This window comes from Achromobacter deleyi, from assembly GCF_016127315.1.
Classification (GTDB): Bacteria; Pseudomonadota; Gammaproteobacteria; order Burkholderiales; family Burkholderiaceae_B; genus Achromobacter; species Achromobacter insuavis_A.
Map to the genome: position 1 here is coordinate 4,039,294 of NZ_CP065997.1, position 21,349 is coordinate 4,060,642.

20 protein-coding genes are annotated in these 21,349 nt (G+C 69.5%); 6 read left to right on the forward strand and 14 right to left on the reverse strand.

What is annotated here, in order from left to right:
- Positions 1-29: 29 nt before the first annotated feature.
- The 6 genes from I6I07_RS18350 to I6I07_RS18375 all read right to left on the reverse strand — a co-directional run bounded on the left by I6I07_RS18350 (position 30) and on the right by I6I07_RS18375 (position 7,534).
- Positions 30-1,418, reverse strand: coding sequence for an amidohydrolase (locus I6I07_RS18350; RefSeq protein ID WP_198483170.1), 1,389 nt, complete (start codon positions 1,416-1,418; stop codon positions 30-32).
- Positions 1,419-1,597: 179 nt separating this feature from the next.
- Positions 1,598-3,091 (reverse strand): MFS transporter, encoded by a 1,494-nt coding sequence (locus I6I07_RS18355; RefSeq protein ID WP_198483171.1) that lies wholly within the window; start codon positions 3,089-3,091, stop codon positions 1,598-1,600.
- 148 nt (positions 3,092-3,239) lie between these two features.
- On the reverse strand, positions 3,240-4,190 hold the full coding sequence (locus I6I07_RS18360) for a Bug family tripartite tricarboxylate transporter substrate binding protein (protein WP_198483172.1): 951 nt from the start codon (positions 4,188-4,190) through the stop codon (positions 3,240-3,242).
- Positions 4,191-4,245: 55 nt separating this feature from the next.
- Complete coding sequence (locus I6I07_RS18365; RefSeq protein WP_198483173.1) at positions 4,246-5,508, reverse strand: carboxylesterase family protein; 1,263 nt, start codon at positions 5,506-5,508, stop codon at positions 4,246-4,248.
- 146 nt (positions 5,509-5,654) lie between these two features.
- On the reverse strand, positions 5,655-6,605 hold the full coding sequence (locus I6I07_RS18370) for an adenosine deaminase (protein WP_198483174.1): 951 nt from the start codon (positions 6,603-6,605) through the stop codon (positions 5,655-5,657).
- Positions 6,606-6,613: 8 nt separating this feature from the next.
- Positions 6,614-7,534: a LysR family transcriptional regulator gene (locus I6I07_RS18375; protein WP_198483175.1), complete on the reverse strand. Its 921-nt coding sequence runs from the start codon at positions 7,532-7,534 to the stop codon at positions 6,614-6,616.
- Between the two features lie 112 nt (positions 7,535-7,646).
- Between I6I07_RS18375 and I6I07_RS18380 the strand changes: the two genes are divergently transcribed.
- The 6 genes from I6I07_RS18380 to I6I07_RS18405 all read left to right on the forward strand — a co-directional run bounded on the left by I6I07_RS18380 (position 7,647) and on the right by I6I07_RS18405 (position 12,978).
- Positions 7,647-8,345: a hypothetical protein gene (locus I6I07_RS18380; protein WP_232625642.1), complete on the forward strand. Its 699-nt coding sequence runs from the start codon at positions 7,647-7,649 to the stop codon at positions 8,343-8,345.
- A 9-nt stretch (positions 8,346-8,354) separates the two neighbouring features.
- Positions 8,355-9,713: an MATE family efflux transporter gene (locus tag I6I07_RS18385; RefSeq protein WP_198483176.1), complete on the forward strand. Its 1,359-nt coding sequence runs from the start codon at positions 8,355-8,357 to the stop codon at positions 9,711-9,713.
- A 167-nt stretch (positions 9,714-9,880) separates the two neighbouring features.
- Positions 9,881-11,452 (forward strand): lytic murein transglycosylase, encoded by a 1,572-nt coding sequence (locus tag I6I07_RS18390; protein ID WP_198483177.1) that lies wholly within the window; start codon positions 9,881-9,883, stop codon positions 11,450-11,452.
- Positions 11,449-12,084, forward strand: a complete 636-nt coding sequence (locus I6I07_RS18395; RefSeq protein ID WP_198483178.1) for a class I SAM-dependent methyltransferase — start codon at positions 11,449-11,451, stop codon at positions 12,082-12,084. The genes I6I07_RS18390 and I6I07_RS18395 overlap by 4 nt, the downstream gene beginning before the upstream one ends.
- A gap of 129 nt (positions 12,085-12,213) precedes the next feature.
- Positions 12,214-12,771, forward strand: a complete 558-nt coding sequence (locus tag I6I07_RS18400) for a GNAT family N-acetyltransferase (protein ID WP_232625643.1) — start codon at positions 12,214-12,216, stop codon at positions 12,769-12,771.
- Between the two features lie 9 nt (positions 12,772-12,780).
- Entirely contained in the window at positions 12,781-12,978 is a 198-nt protein-coding gene (locus tag I6I07_RS18405; RefSeq protein WP_198483179.1) for an oxidoreductase-like domain-containing protein, read from the forward strand.
- A 71-nt stretch (positions 12,979-13,049) separates the two neighbouring features.
- On the opposite strand, the gene I6I07_RS18410 is transcribed toward I6I07_RS18405, so the two are convergent.
- From I6I07_RS18410 to I6I07_RS18445, 8 genes are all read right to left on the reverse strand, one after another.
- Positions 13,050-15,446 (reverse strand): TonB-dependent receptor, encoded by a 2,397-nt coding sequence (locus I6I07_RS18410; protein ID WP_198483180.1) that lies wholly within the window; start codon positions 15,444-15,446, stop codon positions 13,050-13,052.
- Positions 15,447-15,780: 334 nt separating this feature from the next.
- Complete coding sequence (locus tag I6I07_RS18415; protein WP_198483181.1) at positions 15,781-16,308, reverse strand: sigma-70 family RNA polymerase sigma factor; 528 nt, start codon at positions 16,306-16,308, stop codon at positions 15,781-15,783.
- Positions 16,309-16,474: 166 nt separating this feature from the next.
- Entirely contained in the window at positions 16,475-16,777 is a 303-nt protein-coding gene (locus I6I07_RS18420) for a type II toxin-antitoxin system RelE/ParE family toxin (protein ID WP_198483182.1), read from the reverse strand.
- Complete coding sequence (locus I6I07_RS18425; protein WP_054430290.1) at positions 16,774-17,061, reverse strand: CopG family ribbon-helix-helix protein; 288 nt, start codon at positions 17,059-17,061, stop codon at positions 16,774-16,776. Before I6I07_RS18425 ends, I6I07_RS18420 begins: the two co-directional genes overlap by 4 nt.
- A 170-nt stretch (positions 17,062-17,231) precedes the next feature.
- The gene (locus I6I07_RS18430; protein WP_198483183.1) at positions 17,232-17,669 is read right to left on the reverse strand and encodes an acetyltransferase; all 438 of its coding nucleotides are present in this window, start codon (positions 17,667-17,669) and stop codon (positions 17,232-17,234) included.
- Between the two features lie 15 nt (positions 17,670-17,684).
- On the reverse strand, positions 17,685-19,424 hold the full coding sequence (locus tag I6I07_RS18435) for a peptidase M14 (RefSeq protein ID WP_198483184.1): 1,740 nt from the start codon (positions 19,422-19,424) through the stop codon (positions 17,685-17,687).
- A 57-nt stretch (positions 19,425-19,481) separates the two neighbouring features.
- Entirely contained in the window at positions 19,482-20,348 is an 867-nt protein-coding gene (locus I6I07_RS18440; RefSeq protein WP_198483185.1) for an ABC transporter permease, read from the reverse strand.
- Positions 20,349-20,353: 5 nt separating this feature from the next.
- Entirely contained in the window at positions 20,354-21,277 is a 924-nt protein-coding gene (locus tag I6I07_RS18445; protein ID WP_006385014.1) for an ABC transporter permease, read from the reverse strand.
- Positions 21,278-21,349 lie beyond the last annotated feature (72 nt).

Here is a 21,349-nt window from a genome sequence, read left to right on the forward strand (position 1 = left end):
ACTTTATGGCGGTTTGCTTATGCCCGCCGCTAGCTGCCTTGCCTGGCCTTGGCCATGTAGTCGACCGTCAGGTTCGACAGGGCGCGCACGCCGTTGATGAGCCCCGATTCGTCCACGTAGAAGCGCGGCGAATGGTTGGGCGCCGCGGTCTCGGGATTGACGTCCTTGGGCGTGACGCCGAGATAGAAGAACATGCCCGGCACCTTCTCCTGGTAGAACGAGAAGTCCTCGGACGCGGTCGACTTCGGTTGCAGGCCGTAGTTGCCTTCGCCCGCCACGCGCCGCAGCGTCGCGCCCATTTCCTCGGTCAGGCCCGGGTTGTTGACGGTGGCGTTGTAGAGCTCGACCACCCGCACGTCGGCCTTGGCGCCGGCGCTTTGCGCGATCAGCGTGGCGGTGCGCGCGATGCGCTGGTGGATGTCCTTCTTCATGCCCTCGTCATACGTGCGGATGGTGCCCGTCATGGCCACGCTGTCCGGCACGATGTTCATGCGGTTGCCGCCATGGATCGCGCCCACGGTGATGACGGCCGGCTCCAGCATGCTGTTGATCTGGCGGCTGGGAATGGTCTGCAGGCCCAGGATGATCTGCGAGCTGACCACGATCGGGTCGATGCCCGACCAGGGCCGCGCGCCGTGCGTCTGCTTGCCGGTCACGTCGATCCAGAACTGGTCGGCAGCGGCCATCGCCGGGCCGCTGCGCCACGACAGCTTGCCCACCGGATAGCTGCTGGACACGTGCAGGCCGAAGATCGCGTCGACCTTGGGATTGTCCAGCACGCCTTCCTGCACCATCATCTTGGCGCCCCAGATCTTCTTGCCGTCCGGCTCGAAGTCGGCCGGGCTTTCCTCGGCCGGCTGGAAGATGAACTTGACGCTGCCGGGCAGCTGGTCCTTCATGCCGGCCAGCACTTCGGCGGTGGCCATCAGGATGGCGGTATGGGCGTCGTGGCCGCAGGCGTGCATCACGTCCACTTCCTTGCCCAGGTAGGTGCCCTTGGCCTGGGAAGCGAATGGCACGTCGACCTGTTCCTTGACCGGCAGCGCGTCCATGTCGGCGCGCAGCGCCACCACCGGGCCGGGCTTGCCGCCCTTGAGCAGCGCCACCACGCCGGTGCCGGCCACGCCGGTCTTCACTTCCATGCCGAGCGCGCGCAGGTGGTCGGCCACCAGCTTGGCGGTGCGCGTTTCCTGGTTGCCCAGTTCGGGGTGCTGGTGGATGTCGCGGCGCCAGGCGATGAGCTTGTCTTCGATGGCCTTGGCGCGCTGGTCGATCTGCGTGGCCAGTTCCGGCATGGGCGCCGGCGCCAGCGGCCCTTGCGTGCCGGGCGCGCTTTGCGCGGCGGCGGGGCCGCTCAGCGCCAGGTGCGCGGCCAGCGCCAGCGGCGCCAAACGGAACAGGATCTTGCGATGTTGCATGGCATGTCTCCTCTTGGTTGTTAACCTGTTATTGGGCGGAGATATTACTGGAGCGCTACCGCGGCGGCGTGCTTGTTACGCCTGCTTAATAACGGCCTGATTTGATTCCGGGCGTTGGAATTCCATGCGCTGGAATTCCGCGCCAAGCCTGGGTTTCATGCGCGCGCTCGGGCATCCATTCAGGCCGCGCGCAACACCGGCCGCGCGCCGCGCGTGACCCACAACAGCAGCAGCGCCGCCAGCAGCGAGGCCGCGCCGGCGCCGGCCATCGCCGCATGGAAGCCGCCCGCCAGCGCATCGGCGAACAACGCCGCCACGCCATCGGGTTGCGCCGGCAGCACGTGCTGGGTGACCGCGATGCGCGCCACCGCCTGCGCGTCCGGCTGGCCCAGCCGCGTCAGCGCCGCGGCCAGGCTGTCGACCGCGCGGCCGCTCATCAGCGCGCCGAGCAGCGCGATGCCGATGGTCATGCCGGTCTGGCGCAGCGCGTTCATGGTGGCCGAGGCCATGCCGGAACGCTCGCGCGGCACGGTCGCCATCACCGCCATGCTGGTGGCCGGCACCGCCAGCCCCATGCCCAGGCCCAGCAGCACCATCAACGAGCCCGACAGCGCATAGGGTGTGTGGGCGTCGAAGCTCATCATGCCCAGCATGGCCGCGCCGACCATGCCGTAGCCGGCGATCATCAGCCGCGGCAAGCCGAAGCGCAGGTTCAGGCGGCCGAACACCGTCGACACGATCCCGGTGGCCACGAATTGCGGCGCCAGCTGCCAGCCGGCCTCCAGCGGCGACAGACCGCGCACGTGCTGCAGGTAGAGCGAGAAGAAGAACAGGCTGCTGTAGGCGCCGAACCCCATCACGAACGACGCGAAGTTGGTGCTGGCGAAGCCGGCGTCGCGGAACAGGCCCAGCGGCAGGATGGGGCGCGCCACGGTGTGCTCGACCCACAGGAAAGCGATCAACCCGATCGCGGCCACCGCCAGCGCCACCAGCGTGCCGGGCGCCTGCCAGCCGTGTTCGCCGGCGGCGATCAGGCCATAGGTCAGCGCACCCAGCCAGATCACGCTCAGGGCCTGGCCGGCCGGATCGAAGGCGGCGTGCTCGGGATGCGCGCTTTCCTGGATGCTCCAGGCGCCCAGCGCGATCGCCACCACGCCCACCGGCAGGTTGATCAGGAAGATGCTCTGCCAGCTGAAATGCGCCACCAGCAGGCCGCCCAGCATCGGGCCGACGATCAGCGAAATGGCATTGCACGAGGCCCACAGGCCGATGGCGCGGGCGCGTTCGCCGGGATCGGGAAAGGCCTGCGTCAGCAGCGACATGGCGCCCGGGATCAGCAGCGCGCCGGCCACCCCCTGCACCGCGCGGCCGGCCAGCAGCAGCGGCAGATTGTCGGCCATGCCGCAGAACGCCGAGCCCAGCGTGAACAACGCCACGCCCGCCAGCCACGAGCGCTTGCGGCCGTAGCGGTCGCCCAGCGGACCGGCCGACAGCATGAAGGCCGACAGGAACAGGGCGTAGGCGTCCACCACCCATTGCAGGCCGGCCATGTCGATGCGCAGCGCGGCCTGCATGGTGGGCAGGGCGACGTTGACGATGCTGATGTCCAGGATGGTGATGAAGCTGCCCAGGTTGACGGCGAACACCAGGGCGCGGCGGCGATTGGGGGTCATTGCGGATGGCCGGGAAAGGAGGGGAAAGCGTATTCTATTAAGTGACTGACCGTCGGTCAATAAATAAAAGGACGCATTCCCAAACGGCACGCCAGGCGCGGCCTCTGCACTGCAGATCGTTGAAAATGAAAGGATTCCCGCTCGCCGCCTACTGCAGCTTGATGCCCAGTTCCTTGATCAGCGGGGCCATCTCGGCGCGGTCGGCCGCGATGGTGTCGGCCAGTTCCTGCGCGCTGCCGCCGATCGGAATCATGCCCAGCGTCGCCATCTGCGCCCGCATCGCGGGCTCCTTCAGGATTTCCGCCACCGATTGCTGGATCCGCGCCACGCGGTCGGCCGGCACGCCGGCGGGCGCCATCAGGCCGATCCACGGTTGCGGCGCGTAGTCGCCCATGCCCGATTCGCGCAGCGTGGGCGTGTCCGGCAGGCCGGGAAAGCGTTCCGGGCTGGTGATGGCCAGCGCGCGCAGGCGGCCGCTGTCGATCAGGCCTTTGGAGCTGGACGGCGCGTCCAGCCCCACGTCGAGCTGGCCGCCGATCAGGTCGTTCTGCGTCTTGCCCGACGAGGACGACGGGATGTACAGCGCCTTGATTCCGGCGCGCCGCGCCGTCTGTTCCCACACCAGGTGGAACGCGGTGCCGACGGAGAACGAGCCCACCGTCAGGTTGCGCGTCTTGCTCTCGCGCACGAAGTCCTGCCAGGTCTTGATCGGGCTGTCGCTGGGCACGATGAAGATGAACGGCGTGCGCGCCACCAGCGCCACCGGCTGCAGGTCCTTTTGCGGATCGAACGGCAGGTGATCGACCGCGAACGGCACGATGGTCACCGACGAGGCCACCACCATGCCCAGCGTGTAGCCGTCCGGCGCCGACTTGACCAGCGCGCCGGTGCTGATGATGCCGGATGCGCCGGGCTTGTTTTCCACCACCACCGCCTGGCCCCAGGCGGTGGACAGCTTGCTGGCGAGCACGCGCAGCATCACGTCCACCGGACCGCCCGGCGGATTGGAGACGATGATCTTGACCGGCTTGTCCGGAAAGGCCGCGCCGGCGGCCGCGGGCAGCAGCAGGACGAGCGCGATGGCAAGTTGCTTGAGCATTGGTATTCCCCTTGTCGATGTTGGACGCGCCGGGTCATGCGCCCGGCGCGGTGCTTCAGGCCAGCGGTTCCAGGTGCGGCGCGGGCGGCCATGCGGGCGCCTCGCCGCGGATGAAGGCGATCCAGGCGCGCTGCGTGGTCCGCGCCAGCGCGGCGGCCTGCGTCGGCGCCAGCCCGCGCAGCATGGGCGCGGCGGCGAAGGCCTCGAGCGTGCCGAAGACGAACGGCAGTTCGATGCAATGGCAGGCCTGGAAGCGCGCCGTGGGCGCCACGTCGAAGCGCGCCAGCCACGCCCGCCGGCCCTGGGCGATGGCGTCCGCGGCCCACTGCCGCGAGGGCGCGCCGAACACGGCTTCGCTGGCCAGTGCGCAGTCGGGACCGTCGCCGCCGGGAAAGGCCGCCATTTCGTCGCGGGTATAGCTGACCAGCACGTCGGCGCGGCCGGCCGCCTGCCGCAAGGCCGGCGCGATGTCGGCGGGCAGCACCGCGCCATCGAGCGCCGGGCCGAACAGGCTGCGGCGGCTGCCTTCGGCCTCCAGGGCCGCCACCACCTCGGGCGCCTGCTGCGCGGCCAGCAGCCGCTCGACCGGCAGCGCGCGGGCCTGTTCGAGCGTGTCGGCGCCGGCGGCGGCCAGGAACACCCGGCCCAGCGCCGCGGCCTGCGCACTGCTGCGAAAGCCGCGGCCGAGCGCGGCGCTTTGCAGGATGGCGCGGCCAAAGCGCGGCCGCCGCGCCAGCATGGCGCAGATCGACGAAGCGCCGGCCGACTGGCCCATCAGCGTGACGCGGGCCGGATCGCCGCCCAGGTCCTGGATGTGGTCCAGCACCCAGTCAATGGCGCATTCCTGGTCCAGCAGCCCGACGTTGGCGGTCTGGCCCGGCAGGTGCAGCCAGCCCAGCGCGGCCAGCCGGTAGTTCACCGCCACCACCACCACGTCGCCCAGCGCCGCCAGGCGCGCGCCGTCGTACCAGTCGAGCGCGCCGCCGCTTTGCCAGGCGCCGCCATGCAGCCACACGACCACCGGCCGGCGGCGCTCGTCGGCGGCGGGCGTCCACACCGTCAGGTGCAGGCAGTCTTCGGATTGCGGCGCGTCGAAGTCGCCCATGGCGCCGCGCAGGCGCGAGGGCAGTTGCGGCGCCACGCTGCCGGGGCGGGTGGCATCGCGCGGCCCGCGCCAGCGGGCCGGCTCGGGCGGCGCGAAGCGCAACGCGCCCACCGGCGGCTCGGCATAGGGGATGGCGCTGAAGCGGCAGACGCCGCCCTCGCGCAGGCCGGTCAACCTGCCGGTGCGCAGGTCGGCCTGAACGGTGTCAGTCATGGTCTTGTCCCTTGTCGTCTTGGTTTCCGGCGGACGGCGTGCAGGGCCGCCGTCCGCTCGGGACTATGGTAGGGACGAATGGGGGCGGGCAGGCATGCCGGTTTCGATCCGGGCCATGCGCAACCCGCATACCTGCGCGGCCGGGCCTACTTCAGGATGCGCGCATCCATGCTGTTGTCGGCCAGCGCCTGGGCCTGCGCCTGGCTCATGCCCAGGTGTTCGTAGAGTGCGTGGAAGTTCTCGGTGACGTAACCGCCGAAGTAGGCCGGATCGTCGGAATTGACCGTGACCTTCACGCCGGCGTCCAGCAGCGACAGGATGTTGTGCTGCGACATGTGCTCGAACACGCGCAGGCGGGTGTTCGACAGCGGGCACACGGTCAGCGGGATCTGTTCGTCGATCAGGCGCGCCATCAGGCGCGGGTCCTCGGCGGCGCGCACGCCGTGGTCGATGCGCAGCACCTTGAGCAGGTCCAGCGCTTCCCAGATGTATTCGGGCGGGCCTTCCTCGCCGGCATGGGCCACGGCCGGCAGGCCTTCGGCGCGGGCGCGGTCGAAGACGCGCTGGAACAGGCGCGGCGGAAAGCCCTTTTCGCTGCTGTCCAGGCCGACGGCGATGAAAGCGTCGCGATACGGCAGCGCTTCTGCCAGCGTGCGCATGGCCTGTTCCTCGGGCAGGTGGCGCAGGAAGCTGAGGATCAGGCCGCTGCTGATGCCAAGCTTTTTGCGGCCGTCTTGCAGCGCCTGGCTGATGCCGTCCAGCACCACCTTGAACGGCACGCCGCGGTCGGTGTGGGTCTGCGGATCGAAGAAGGGTTCGGTGTGCACCACGTTCTGCTCGTGGCACTTGACCAGGTAGTCCCAGGTCAGGTCGTAGAAGTCCTGTTCGGTGCGCAGCACGTCGGCGCCGCGGTAGTACAGGTCGAGGAATTCCTGCAGGTTGCCGTAGTCGTAGGCGGCGCGCAGGGCGTCCATGTCCGGCCACGGCAGCGCCACGCCGTTGCGGTGGGCCAGCCGGAACAGCAGCTCGGGTTCGAGCGTGCCTTCCAGGTGCAGGTGCAGTTCCGCCTTGGGCAGGGTGTTGAGCCAGTCGTACATGGGCGCTCCTAAGAAGAAGATTGGATGGCCTGGGCCAGCGTGTCGGCGAAGGCGCGGGCCTGGCGGGTGCTGGGCCGGTCGCGGCGCCAGATGGCCGCCAGCGGCGAGCGCCGCAGGGCGGGGCGGGGCGCCAGCACCACCACCTCGCCGCGCGCGGCGCGCACCGCCGCGACGCTGCCGGGAAGCATCCACAGGTAGGGTCCGACCGTCAGCAGTTCGCGGCCGAATTCCAGAGACAGGGCGCCGATCATATCCGGAATCGGCAGGCCTTCCCGTAACAGCAGCATTTCCAGTTCGCCGCGGATGCGGCTGCCGGGCAGCGCCGTGATCCACGGGTACGCCACGCAATCGGCCAGCGTCGCCTCGGGCCGTTCCGCCAGCGGATGGGTGGGCGCGCAGGCCAGCACCACGGCGTCCTCCAGCAGGTTGGCCGAGCGGTAGATGCTCGGATCGACCGTGGACGAGAAGCGGCTGATCAGCACGTCCAGCGCGCCGGCGTCCAGGTCCTCGATCAGCCGCTCGTGGGTGCCGATCTCCAGCGTCAGCGTGATGCGCGGATGCCGTTCGCGAAAGCGCGACGCGGCCTGCGCCACCGGCCAGCCGGCGAACATCGAGAAGCAGCCCACCGTCAGGCTGCCCTCGTCGCCGCGCGACAGCGCCGCCAGGTCGATCTCGGCCTTGCGAAAGCCCGTCAGCAGCTGGCGCGCGTGGCGGCACATGGCTTCGCCCAGCGGCGTACAGCTGGTGCCGCGGGCGGTGCGCTCGAACAGGCGGGCGCCCACCAGTTCCTCGATCTCGGCGATGGCGCGCGACAGGCCCGACTGCGTGCTGTGCAGTTGCGCCGCCGCCTTGGACAGGTTGCCCAGCTCGGCGACCGTCAGCACGATCTCCAGGTGCCGGGTGCGGAGTTTTCCTTTGAAGGGCGTCATGGCGGGCGGGGCAGTGGCGATGCGCCGATTATTCTCCGGCGCCGCAGCCTTGGCAACGCGGGGGACGGGTTTCGGTATAGTTGCTCGCCATGGAGACGGACGGGAGCGGGCGATGACGGCGGGATCTGGCGCGAGACTGGCCCTGGCCGCGCGGCGGTTGGCGGCCATGGCGGCATTGGCGGCCCTGGCGGGATGCGGCGTGTCGACGGTGGACGAGGTGCGGGTCGACTGGCCGCCGTTCAAGGACGGCGCGCCGCTGGTGCTGCCGTCGGACCCGGCGCAATGCCCCGACCTGTCCGGCAGCTACCGCGCCGCCGGCGAACTGCGCGCCGGCCAGGCCGATCCCGGCGTGGCCGACTTGCAGCGCCTGCTAGCCAACACGCTCGGCCTGGCCGGCCTGCGCGATACCGCCGCACGGACCTGGCGCCCCACGGCGGCCGCCAGCGTGACTTTCCGCGCCACGCCGGACGGCTGGCGCGTCCAGGCCGACGACGGCCAGGGCGGCGGCAGCGCCGACCTGCTGCCGCTGCGCGCAGGCCGGGCCGGGGCGGATGCGGCGGCGGATGAGCGCTCGCTGGACCCGTTCGGCCTGCAACGCTTCAGCGGTTGCACTCAGGGCCGTTTCTGGATCAGCGCCCGTCGCGACTGGCGCCAGCACGAGTCGATGGGCATGTACCGCACCATGGCGCTGCTGCGGCCGCTGGCGGGCGGGCTGCTGGTTAGCGTGCAGCGCGAGTCGCAGAGCATCGGCCTGCTGCCCTGGTATTCGTCGGACGAGGACCGTTCGCAATATTGGTTCGCGCCGCGCTAGGAGAGCCGCTTGAACGCAGTCGCCGCCATGCCCGCCCGCTTCGTCTCCGGACCGTTGCGCAGCCACGTGCTTGAAATGGTGCTGACCGGCTGGGCCAGCATGCTGGCGGTGTTCGCCGTGGAATTCCTGACCCTGCTCTACCTGGGCACGCTGCGCGACGAGGCGGTGCTGGCGGCGGTGGGCTTCGGTTCGATGACGCTGTTCACCATCACGTCGATCTGCATCGGCGTGACCGTGGGCGGCGCAGCGCAGGTGTCGCGCGCCCTGGGCGCTGGCGACGCCATGCGCGCGCGCCGGCTGGCGGCGGCCTCGCTGCTGCTGATGGCCGCCGCCACGGTGCTGTCGGCGGCCGTGTTCCTGCTGGCCATCGGGCCGTTCACGCGGGCGATCGGGCTGGCGCCGGACGTGCGCGCGCTGCTGCTGTCCTATGTGGCCATCACCGCGCCGTTCTCGGTGGCCATGGGCCTGGGCATGATGCTGTCCAACCTGCTGCGCGCCGCCGGCCGCGGACGCCAATCGATGTGGGTGCTGCTGGCCGGCACCGCCACCGTGGCGGTGCTGGATCCGCTGGTGATCTTCGTGTTCGACGGCGGCATGCGCGGCGTGGCCTGGGCCGGCGGCGTCGGCCGCGTGGCGACGGTGGCGCTGGGCGCCTGGCTGGTGTTCGGCCGCTACCGGCTGGTGGCGCGGCCGGCGCGCGCGAGCCTGCGCGCCGACCTGGCCGCCGTCGGCGGCATCGCGCTGCCGGCGACGCTGAGCGCGCTGGCCACGCCCGCGGCCGTCGTCTTCACCGCGTCCACCTACGCCGGATTCGGCCCCAGCGTCATGGCCGGCGCCACGGTGGTGGACCGGGTGCTGCAGCTGTCGTATTCGCTGTTCTTCGTGCTGCCGGGCGCCATCGGCCCGATCCTGGGCCAGAACCTGGGGGCGGGGCAGTGGCCGCGGGTGCGGCAGACCGTGCGCATCACGCTCGGCCTGGCCCTGGCGTACGGCTTTGGCGCGGCGACGCTGCTGGCCTTGCTGGCGCCGTGGATTCCCGACCTGTTCCAGGTCACCGGACCGGGCCGCGACCTGGTGCTGGTCTTCTGCCGCTACGCCAGCTTCATCTGGGCGCTGAACAGCGTGTTCTTCGTGTCCGTGGCGGTGTTCAACAACCTGGGCTACGCCACTTATGCCACCGCCATCGGCTGGCTGCGCGCCACCGTCGGCACCCTGCCGTTCGTGTGGGTCGGCGCCTACTACGGCGGCGCGCAAGGCGTGCTGCTGGGGCAGACGCTGGGCTTCGCCCTGTCGAGCCTGCTGGCGCTGGCGTTGTGCCGGCGCGTGCTGCGCCAGCCGCCGGCCAGTCTGATGCCCGGCGCGGCCTGAGGCGGCGCCCCGCGACGGTGCCGGCCCAGCCTGGGACCGTGGGTCGCGGCCGTTCGGGCATGGCCCGGCGGGAGCATCCACGGTCCGGCGACGCCCCGTCCCGGTCATTCGATTTCGGTGGCCGGTCGCGGTACGATCCGGGCTGACTTCGATTTTTCAGGATAGCCATGCGACAGCGTCTCCTTCGGGCCCGGATCGATCCCCTTGCGCGCGCGGTCCTCGCCGCCGCGCTGAGCCTCGCCGCCTGCGGCGGCGCCCAGGCCCAGTCGCCTTCTTCCGCCACCGGCACGCGCAGTCCCGGCGTCCAGCCGGCCCCGTCCGGCCCGACGCTGACGCCCAAGCGCAGCTTCGACGACCCGTCCACGCCTGCCCCGGCCGCGGCGCCCGTGCCCGTGCCCGTGGTCACGCCGGACGATACGCGCGCCGCCCCGCCGACGAACGTCCACGCGCCCGCCCCGGCACCTGCACCGGCCCCCGCGCCCGCTACCGCGGCCCCGGCCGCCCAGCCTGCCGCCGCGCCGGCCCAAACGCCCGCCGCGACCGCGACTCCCGCCGCGCCCACGGTCATCATCCCGACCGAGCTCGACACCAAGGCGTGTATCGCCAAGCTGCGCAAGGGCGCCACCGCCAACGGCCTGACCCTGGCCGATTGGGACAAATACACCGCCAAGGCCAAGCTGCTGCCCACCACCGTGGCGTCCGCTCAGGGCCAGCCCGAGGGCCGCGAAAGCTGGTGGGACTACATCGCCAAGACGGTCGACGACGAGCGCGTCAGCGACGGCCGCGCGGTGCTCGCCAAGTACGGCAAGCAGCTGGGCGACATCAGCCAGCAATACCAGGTCGACCCGGCCACGCTGGTCGCCATCTTCGGCATCGAGACCAACTACGGCCGCCAGGTCGGCAAGACCGACGTGCTCAATGCCTGGCTGACCCGCGCCTGCACCGAGAACAAGACGCTGTGGGAAAAGAACGCCTACGCCTCCGTGCGCCTGCTGCGCGACGGCGTGGTGCCGGCCGACAACTTTGTCGGCTCCTGGAGCGGCGCCTTCGGCATGACGCAGTTCATCCCCACCTCGTTCTACGAGCTGGCGGCCGACGGCGATGGCGACGGCAAGATCGATCTGTACAACTCGCTGCCCGACGCCCTGGCCTCGACCGCCAACCACCTGCGCAAGCGCCGCGCCAAATGGACCCATGGCCTGCCGGCGGTGGTGGAAGTGCGCGTGCCGGCCGATGTGGCCGCCGCCATTCCGCCCGCGCCCGACGCCGAATACGTCGGCTCGCAGGACCGCCGCACCATCGCGCAGTGGGCCCAGGCGGGCCTGAAGCAGGGTGACGGTTCCGCGCTCAAGCTGGCCAGCGGCAACGACCAGCAGGCCTACCTGTTCGCGCCCACCGGCGCCAAGGGCCCGGTGTTCCTGGCCACCGTCAATTTCGACGCGATCCTGCACTACAACCAGTCGCGCCGTTATGGGCTGGCGGTGTCGCTGCTGCTGAACCGCCTGCAGGGCGGCCCGGCGCTGGCCACGGCCTGGCCGACGGACGACCCCGGCCTGTCGCGTGCGCAGATCAAGGAAGTGCAGGAGATGCTCAACGCCCGTGGCTATGACGTCGGCACCGCCGACGGCATTCCCGGCGCCAAGACCCGCGACGCGGTGCGCGCCGAACAGGAAAAGCGCAACCTGCCGCAGGACGGCCGCGTCGGCAAGCGCATCTACGACGCGCTCAAGGCCAAATGAGCGCCGCCGATCCCACGCAAACTGTCGACGGCGGCGGGGCAGTGGTCTCGGGCACCCAGGGCTACGGCGAAAACGCCGCGGCCCTGGCCGAGCAATACGAGAGCATCGCCTTCGCCGACGTCCACCGCGACGTGGCGCACCTGATCCCGGCGACGCCGTCGCGCATCGCCGACATCGGCGCCGGTTCGGGCCGCGACGCCGCCGCGCTGGCCCGCATGGGCCACCAGGTGGTGGCGGCCGAGCCCACGCCCGAACTGCGCCGCGAAGGCCAGCGGCGTCATGCGCTGCCCAATCTGGAATGGGTCGACGATGCCCTGCCGGACCTGGACGGCCTGCGCGGATGCGCGTTCGACGTCATCATGCTGACCGCCGTGTGGATGCACCTGGACGCGGACGAGCGCGCCCGCGGCATGGCGGCGCTGGCGGCCCTGCTGGCGCCCGGCGGCCAGATCCTGATGTCGCTGCGCCACGGCCCCGTGCCGCCGGGGCGGCGCATGTTCGACGTCTCGGCCGACGAGACCATCGCGCTGGCGGCCGGCCATGGCCTGTCGGCGCATCACTGCGTCACGCGCGAAGACATGCTGGACCGCGCCGACGTGCACTGGAGCTTCCTGGGCCTGCGGCGCGACTAGGGTGATGATGCCCCGATGGCGGGGGGGCGGGCGGATACAGTCAGGTGTCCACGCTGCGGATGGTGGATAGTGACGGGGCTCACCGCTCTGTATGATGCAAGGCACTCCTTTCGATGGCTGCCGCCTGCCATGATGCCGTCCGCCCTGTTGCCCGAATCCTTCGTCACCCAGCGCCTGCGCGCCGAGCGCATTGCGCCCACCCATCTGCCGTTCATCACCGGGATGCATGCCGACGCCGCGCTCATGGCGACCATGGGCGGCACCCGCGACGCCGCCGCCAGCCGGCGCTACGTCGAGCACAACATGCTGCACTGGGCCGAGCACGGCTACGGCATGTACGTGCTGACCGAGCGCGACAGCGGCGCGCTGGCCGGCCGCGCCGGCCTCAAGCTGGCGTTGGCGGGAAAGATCGAACGGGTCGAGGTGGCGTACGCCTTTCCGCCGGCCTGTTGGGGCCGCGGCTACGCCTCCGAGATAACCCGCGCGCTGCTGACGCTGGGCTTCGAGCGCCTGCCGGTGGACGTCTTGAGCGCCGTGGCGGTGCAGCACAACGCCGCGTCGATGCGGGTGATGGAAAAGTGCGGCATGCGCTGGATCGAGACCACCGGCGAAGGCGAGGCGCGCAAGCTGCGCTACGAAATCCGGCGCCAGCAATGGCGCGCGCTGGCGGGCGCCGATCAGCGCTAACATGCGGGGATGAGTTCCCCGACTGCCCCGAACACCCCGTCGCCCGCCGACGACGATCCGCCGCCCGTACTGCCCGAGGCCCCCGCGCCCGAGGAATGCTGCAACAGCGGCTGCATCCCCTGCGTCTACGACACCTACAACGAAGCCATGGACGAATACCGCGCCGCGCTCAAGGCCTGGCGCGCGCGGCATGGCGAGGCGGGGTAGCGGGCGGGGCTGCCGCGGCGGTTCGCGCCGCCGCGGGAACGGGATGCGCGGGCAACCGGCCGCCCCGACTGTCAGAAATCCACGCTGACCGCCAACTTGACGGTGCGCGGCGTGCCGACCGAGGTGGAGCCATACCAGGCGCCTGACCAGTAGCGCTTGTCCAGCGCATTCTCCACGCTTGCGCGGAAAACCACGTTGTGGGCGGCGAGGCGGGTGGCATAGCGGGCGGCCAGATCGAGCCGTGTCCAGGCGGGTAGTTTCTGCGTGTTGGCGCTGTCCGCGTATTGCTGGCCGGTGTAGATGGCGGCGGCCCGCAGGGTCAGGCCTGGCAATGACGGCATGTCCCATTCCGCGCCCAGGTTGAACAGCCAGCTCGGAACGCCGATGGCCGTCTTGCCATCCAGCAGGCCGGTGCTGCTCTTGGTGTTGATGGCCTTGAGGTAAGTCGCGCCGCCCAGCAGGCGCAGTCCTGCCGCCGCCTCGCCGGCAATGCTCCATTCAATGCCGCGGTTGCGTTGTTCGCCGTCGGGGGCGTATCGGTTGCTGTCGCCGTTCTTGATGAGACTGGGGCGCGTGATCTGGAAGACGGCAAGGGTATTGAGCAGTGTGCCGGCATCCCATTTGGCGCCCACCTCCATCTGTTTGCTCTGGTACGGCGGGAAGACCTCGCCAAAATTGGCGGCGGTGACGTCGGTGACCCGGTCTCCCTGTGACAGGCCTTCGATGTAGTTGGCGTAGACGGAGACCGGCGCGGTCCATGGCTTGATGACCACGCCCATGGCGGGTGTCAGGGCGTGTTCGTCGTAGCGGGTGGTCACGGCGCCCGAGGGCGTATAGTTCTTCGTCCGCACGCGCTGTTGCCGCACGCCCAGCGTCAACAGGTATTCCTCCTTCAGGAACGAAATCGTGTCGGCCAGGGCGATGCTGCTCAGGGTGCTGTCGGACGACTTCGGCAGTGCGGCGGGTCCTGCGGTCAGCGTTGGTGGGGTGGGCGCATAGATGTTCGAGGCCCACATCGTCACGGGCCCCTGGACCGCGCCACCCGTCTGTCGAATGGCGTTGCCGCTCAGGGTGATCTCGTGTCCGACCGGCCCGGTGCGCAGACGACCGCGAATGCCGCCATCGGCCGCATTGGCATTGGAGAAACTCCTCGTGTTCTTGGCCATGCCGATGTAGGCGCCCGAGGGCTGCGCGTTTCTGCCCAGGGCGTTGTTCATGTAGCCGGAACTGCCTTGACGCTTGGTGCCGACCGACGCGAACCCCATCCATTGATCGTTGAAGTCGAACTCGGCCGAGGCGATGAGCGCCTTGCTGTGCTCCGAGGCTCGCGCGCCGGGCAGGGGGTTGAGCTTGGGATCCGGGGCGTCGGGAATCTGGCCGCTGGCAAACGTGGTGAAGAGCGGCATGCCGCCGCGCGTCCTGCCTTCGATGCTGTAGGCGTCCAGCGCGACGCGCAGGCGTTCGCCGCGAAAGTCCAGCGCCAGCGAGCCCAATTCCTTGTTCTTCGACTGGCCATCCAGGGTGGTGCGGCCATCGGACTTGGCGGCATTGACGCGAATGCCGAACGCGTCGTCGCGTCCGAAGCGTCGCCCCATGTCCAGGTGCGCGCCCAGTTCCGAGTCCGCGGAGAGTTTGGCCGTCAGGCGTGTCAGCGGCGTGTCGCCCGCCCGTTTGGGCACCAGGTTGATGACCCCGCCAACGGAACCGCCGGGTGTCATGCCATACAGCAGCGCGCCTGGACCCTTGAGCACCTCGATGCGTTCAAGGAGTTCCGTTGCCACCTGAAAGCCCGGTGTCAGGCCGAACAGGCCATTCCAGGCGAAGTCCGTGCTGGGCATGTAAAACCCGCGCACGTTGAAGAACTCCGTCGGCCCCGCTTCGGGGAACGTCTGCCGCACCGATGCATCCGCGTGCAGCACTTGCGCCACCGTCCCGGCCTGCCAGTCCTCGATCATGCGGGATGTGTAGCTGGTGGTGCTGAACGGCGTTTCCATCACGTCCTTGTTGCCCAGCAGGCCGACGCGGCCTCCACGGGCCACCAGGTCGCCCGCGTAGGGCGTGGGCAGCGCACGAGCCCGGGATTCTGGCGCGCCCGTCACGCGCACCGCGGGCAGCGTGCTGATGGCCGCGCCGTCCGCAGGCAGTGCCTGGCGCAGCGCATAACTGCCATCCGCCTGCCGCACGGCGGCAAGCCCTTGTCCCCGCAGCAGTTCGGCGAAACCCTGTTCGACCGTCATGGTCGCGGACAGGCCCGCGGCACGCTTGTGCTGCGTCAATGCCCCTGGCGCGGAGAGCAGCACGCCGGCCTCTTGCGCGAAACGGGTCAAGGCGGTGTTGAGCGGTCCGGCGGGAATGTCGTAGCGCCGCGCCGGGGCGGTGGCCGGCTGCGCCTGCGCGGTTGGCGTCCAGCCCGCCGTGGCGAGCGTCAAGCCCGCGACGGCCAGGTCCAGCGCCAGCGCCAGCGCCACTGAGCGCAGCGCGTGAGGGGGGCAATGGGGCGCGGCGTTCGCGGGGGCATGGGTTGGGACGGAATGCGGGAGGAAGGCGGAACGGTGCATCAATCGATCTTTCCAAAGGTTCTTCGAGCGGCGAGACGATCGGCGGCGGGCGCAGGGTGGCGGGCGTGTCCGGCCGAGGCCGTGCCGCCAGGGCGGAGTCGACGCCCGTCCAGCCGTAGTCTCTCGCTGTCTAAATCGAATGTGAGACGCAAAAGGGGAACCCGTCCTTGTCCTACAAATGGGGCAAGGCCACTTGCGTGGTCACCCACTGGCGATGGTCAGTGGCGCTGCGGGAGAGGGGCTTTCAGCCGGCTAGTCCGGCCTCGATCAACGCGCATTGCAGCATGGCCTGGGCGATGTATTTCTTGACCATGCGTTCCGAGACGTCCAGCTCGGCCGCGATGGCGTGGTAGGGCGCGCCGTCCACCTGCGCCATGATGAACGCCGTCGCCGCCTTCCGGGACAGCCGGCCGAGCATGGCGCCGATTTCCAGCAGCGTCTCGATGATGATGGCTTGATGCTCGGGCGATGGCGCCATGGGTTCGGGCCGCGCAGCCAGCGTTTGCCGCCACGCCTGTTCGATCTCGCGACGGCGCCAGAGGTCCACGCACAGGCCGCCGGCGGCGGTGCGCAGGTAGGCGCGCGCCTGGCAGACGTTGCTGAAGTCACGGCTCACCGGCTTGGCCAACAGCCGGACGAACGTGTCGTGGGCCAGGTCCGCCGCGTCGGCGGCGTTGCCCAGGCGGTGGTGCAGCCAGCGCTGCAGCCAGCCGTGATGGTCGCAATAGAGCGTTTCCAGCGAAGGAGGGGATGAGTAGGCCAGGACGCTCATGCAGAAATCACCGTGCCGCGGGTGACCGTAGGATCACGGTTTGTCCACCCTTGAAGAATGATTTTTATTATCGGGCTGGCGCAGTCCTTCCAGGCCCAATGACGGCCTGAAGTAGTCTTGTTTTGATGCCGGATGGCAGGCGTTTATTCCGCCGCTCGACGAGACTTCAGCGACTCTCAGATGATGGATCCGGCGTTGGCCACTGCCGGGCCGCATGCAGCACACGCAGCATGCGCACGAGATCGTTCGTCACGTCGTAGATCAATAGATAGTTCGGGTGCGCCACCAGCTCCCGGGTGCCCGCGACACGGCCGGGACGACCCAGGCCGGGATGATCGATCAGGCGTCCCGCCTTCTCTTCAAGAAGTTCATCAAGCGTCAGCGCCGCAATGGGGTTGTCGGCCTCGATGAAATCGTAGATCGCTTCCCGGTCCTGGATCGCTTCGGGCGTCCAGCGCAATGCCCTCACTTGGGTGTTTCAAGCCGGCGACGGGTCGCGGCGCGACGGGCTGCGAATTTGGTTTCGACCTCGGCGGCCGGCACCAGGCGGCCGGCGTTGGCGGAATCCAGGCCCGCTTGCACCTGGCGGCGGAACCAGGCGTCATGCTGGGCCGCTTCCTGTTGTTGCTGGACGTACTCCCGCATGAAGTCGCGCAGAAGCTGCGCGCCGGTGCGGTCTCGGGCCTTGGCGGCCATGGCGAACTCGTTTTTCAAGGCTTCATCCACCCGAAAGGTAAAGGTAGCGTCGCTCATGGTGCGGTTCTCATGTGTTACACGATAAGTGCAGCGTAACATGCCCGTCCCATGGCGCTTGCTGGGATCATTCGCCACACCAGCGAGGAATGCAACAGGGGACGCGGTCAATTGGGTGATATATCGAGCACGCACGTCGGACCGGTGCCCGTGCCGGCGGCGCGACCGCCTCAGCCCGCCAGCTTCATATGGATGATCGGTCGCGGCCGCCCCCCGGCGTCGGTCTCCGAACGGCCCACGTCGACGAACCCGTAGTGCTTGTAGAACCCATGGGCCTGCGGGTTCTGTTCGTTGACGTCGACCCGCAGGCTACCGTGCAGCGACAGCGCGAAATTCAGCAGGCGGCGTCCGGCGCCCTTGCCGCGCTTGTTGGCATCGACGAACAGCATCTCGACCTTGTTGTCGTTCAGGCCCATGAAGCCGGCGACCTCGCCGGCATCGTCCTCACAGACCCAGACCCGCACCGACGGCAGGTAGGTGTTGAGCACCTGCGGGTACATGGCCTGGATTTCCTTTTCGGTCAGGAAAGTATGGGTGGCGCGCACCGACCGGAGCCAGATATCCACCAGGGCGAGGTCGTCGCCGTGGTTGCGTTCTCGGATGTTCATGTCAGACGGGCGGCTTTAGTGTCCGGCGCGGTGGATGTCGGTCGCCGCCAGGACGGTTTCCATTTGCACAGTATGCGCGAAAACGAAGCGGTCCCCGTACACGGTTTCATCCGGAAACTCGGAGATCAGCGCCATCGGCAGCGCTTCCCGGTCGGTTTCCGTGACCTGCACGGGGATGCCGTTCAGCACATCGAATCCGGTTTCGAGCGCGTGCGCGTGGAATAGTTCAAGCTGGCGCGCATTGAATTCGACCAGGCCGGGCACGTTGCGGGCCAGCCGCGCCGTCACGCCCTCGATCAGGCGGCGGGCGCGTTCGCTCCAGCCCGGGTGGTGGCGCAGCACCAGGAAGAAGCCCTTGGGGATGGTCCACAGCTCGAAATTGCGCGGCAGGTAGCCCGAAAGGGGGCGGGTCCACTCGTGGGCCGGGTAGCCGTGCAGGTTGATGTGCAGCTGCGCGCCGCTGATGGCGTGCGCCTGGTGGCGGCCCTCGCGTTCGAAGAACGGCGCGTGCTCGCGGTAGGCGATGTCGTCGCCCAGCGCGCTGTAGCGCGAGGCGTGCAGCATGTGGCGCGGATGCTGTTCGCGCAGGCGGTTAAAGAGCGCGTAGCCGTCCGGGTTCTCGGAGGCGATCAGCGCGAAGTGCGCGTCGCCGCGCGCCTTCAGCGCCTGCGCCGCGCGCAGCGCGCCGACCACGCCGGAGGTTTCGTTGGCATGCTGCGCGCCCGAGATGAAGACCGCCGGGCCCGAGCCGCGCAGGTAGGTGCCCAGCACCGGGCGGCCCTGGCGCGAGACGGCCTGGAAGGCGTCGCCGCCCAGCGCGGCCATGCAGCCGGCGATCTGGGCCGCCGCCAGCGGCTGGCGCAGTTCGGCCAGCGGCGCGTCGAGCGCCGCGGGCGTCACCGGCGCCGGCGGCGCGAAGGGCTCCAGCGTCACCTGCACGCGCGCCGCGCCGTCGTGGCGGCGGATGTCGGGAATGATCTGGCCGGGTTGCAGGCCGCGGTCGCCGGAGGGGCGGCCGGAGTGGTGCTGGAAGTGTTCCAGCAGCGTGAAGTACAGGTCTTCGTGCAGCGCCTCGAAGGTGCTGACGATTTCCTCGTCCACCGGCAGGGCGAAGTCCATGCCGGGCAGGTCGACGCGGATTTCCAGGCGGTCGAAGTACGGCTCGTGCGCGCCCCAGGGATGGTTGCGCACCGTGTCGACGATGCTGCGGAAGGCTTGCTGGTATTCGGTGGACTGGGCCGCGTCGGTCTGCACGGCGCCGTCGGCGTTGCGCACGCGCAGCCAGCCGGTGGGCGACAGTTCGGGCGTGCCGTCCTGCGCCTGGCCGAGCTGGTTGGGCGCGAACACGCGCGCCTCGCGGCGGCTGCCGTCGGCGTAGGCCAGGGCGACGTCGTAGTGCAGGTCCGAGGCGCCCGGCTTCATCGTCACGCGCACGCCTTGCAGCAGCGCCACCAGCGGGTAGGCTTCGAGGGTGAAGCGCTTGGCCTGGGCGTGCTCGTGCAGCGGGTAGCGCAGCTCGACCGACACCAGGCCGTCGCGCTCGACCTCTTCCAGGAAGTAGTGCAGCAGCGGCTTGTAGGCGCTGCGAAAGCGCGCCGTCACGCCGGCCTGCGCCAGCCGCGCCTCGGCCTCGCGGCGCGCATCGACGCCCTCGAACAGCCAGCCTTCGACGGCCGCGCCGCGCCAGGCCGGGGCCTTGTAGGCATGGATCCAGGCGTCCAGCGTGCGGTCGAATGTCTTTTCCAGCAATGCCATCGTCAGTAGTCCTCAAGTGCCTGCCGGAGCAGGCCGCCCCAAGGCGGGGGCATACATTTACACCTTGCCGGTGGGGTCCAGACGGTCGCGCAGCCAGTCGCCCAGCAGGTTCAGGCCCAGCACGGTCAACATGATCGCCAGGCCGGGGAACACGCTCACCCACCACGCCGTCTGCATGTAGGTGCGGCCATCGGCCAGCATACCGCCCCAGCTCGGGATCATGGGATCCACGCCCAGGCCCAGGAAGGTCAGGCTGCTTTCCAGCAGGATATTGTTGGCGACGTTCAGCGTCATCAGGATGACCAGCGGACCCAGCAGGTTGGGCACGATGTGATGGCGGATCATGGCCAGGTCGCGCACGCCGAAAGCGCGCGCCGCCAGCACGAACTCGCGTTCGCGCAGCGCCAGCACCTGGGCCCGCACCAGGCGCGCATACTGCACCCACTGCGAGATGATCATGAAGAAGATCACGTTGAACAGGCCGCCGCCGAGGATGGCGATGAAGGTGATGGCCACCAGGATGAACGGCAGCGCCAGCTGCACGTCGGCAAAGCGCATCACGATCATGTCCCAGAAGCCGCGGTAGTAGCCGGCGATCAGGCCCATGACGATGCCGAGCAGCGCGCCGCCCAGCACCGACGCGAAGCCCACCAGCAGCGAGATCTTGCCCCCGACGATGACGCGCGCCAGCACGTCGCGGCCCAGCGGGTCGGTGCCGAACAGGTGGGCGGCGCTGGTGAAGGGCGCCATCAGGCGGGCGGTCAGGTCCATGGACTCGCCGCCATCGGGGAACAGCCAGCCCGAGGCCAGCACCAGGACGATCATGACGCCGGTCAGCACGGCGCCCAGCACGAATTCCAGCGAGCGGTAGCGGCTGCGCGGCTTGACGGCTTTGGGGGCGGCGGGGGAAGTAGTGGTCTGCATGGGGCTCAGCGCGTGCGGATACGGGGATCGACGATGCCGTAGGCGATGTCGACGATCAGGTTGACCAGGACGATGACGGCGGCCAGCACGGTGACCGTGCCTTGCAGCACCGGGTAGTCGCGGCCGGAGATGGCGTCGAACGCCAGCGTGCCCAGGCCGGGCCAGTTGAACACCATCTCGATGACGACGATGCCGCCGATCAGGCCGCCGAACTGCAGCCCCAGGTAGGTGATGAGCGGAATGGCGCAGTTGCGCAGCGCGTGCTTGTACAGCACGATGCGTTCCTTCAGGCCCTTGCTGCGCGCCACCATGATGTACTGGGCCGACAGCGTTTCCAGCATGGTGGTGCGCACCAGGCGGATGTTGGTGGCCGACAGGATGATCGCCATGGTCAGCGACGGCAGCACCAGGCTGGCCGGACCGCTCCAGCCCGACGGCGGCAGCAGCGGGAAGGTGATCGACAGCAGCAGCACCAGCATCAGCGCCAGCCAGAAGTTGGGGAACGACAGCCCCACCAGCGACAGGATGCGGATCGCCTGGTCGGTGGGCTTGCCGCGCTTGATGGCGGCCTGGATGCCCAGCGGCAGCGAAATCAGGATCGAGGCGATCAGCGAGGTGAACGCCAGCATCAGCGTGGCCGGCAGCGCGTCGCCGATCAGCTTGGCGACCGAGGTGCCGCCCATGAAGCTGCGGCCGAAGTCGCCGTGCAGCAGCCCCTGCATGTAGCTCAGGTATTGCTCGTGGAACGGCCGGTTCAGGCCCAGCGCCTGGCGGATGTTGGCCAGGTCCTGCTCGGTGACGCTGCCCGAGCCCTGGCTGAGCATCAGCGCGGGGTCGCCGGTCAGGCGCACGGCATAGGAGACGAGCAGCGTCACGGCCACGATCACGAAGACCGCCTGCAACACGCGTTTAATCAGAAATCCGGTCATGAGGCTCCGCCAGGGCTTTCGCCCCGGCGAATCAGTAGGGTTAATGCGTCAAATGCTTCACAAACATCGCGA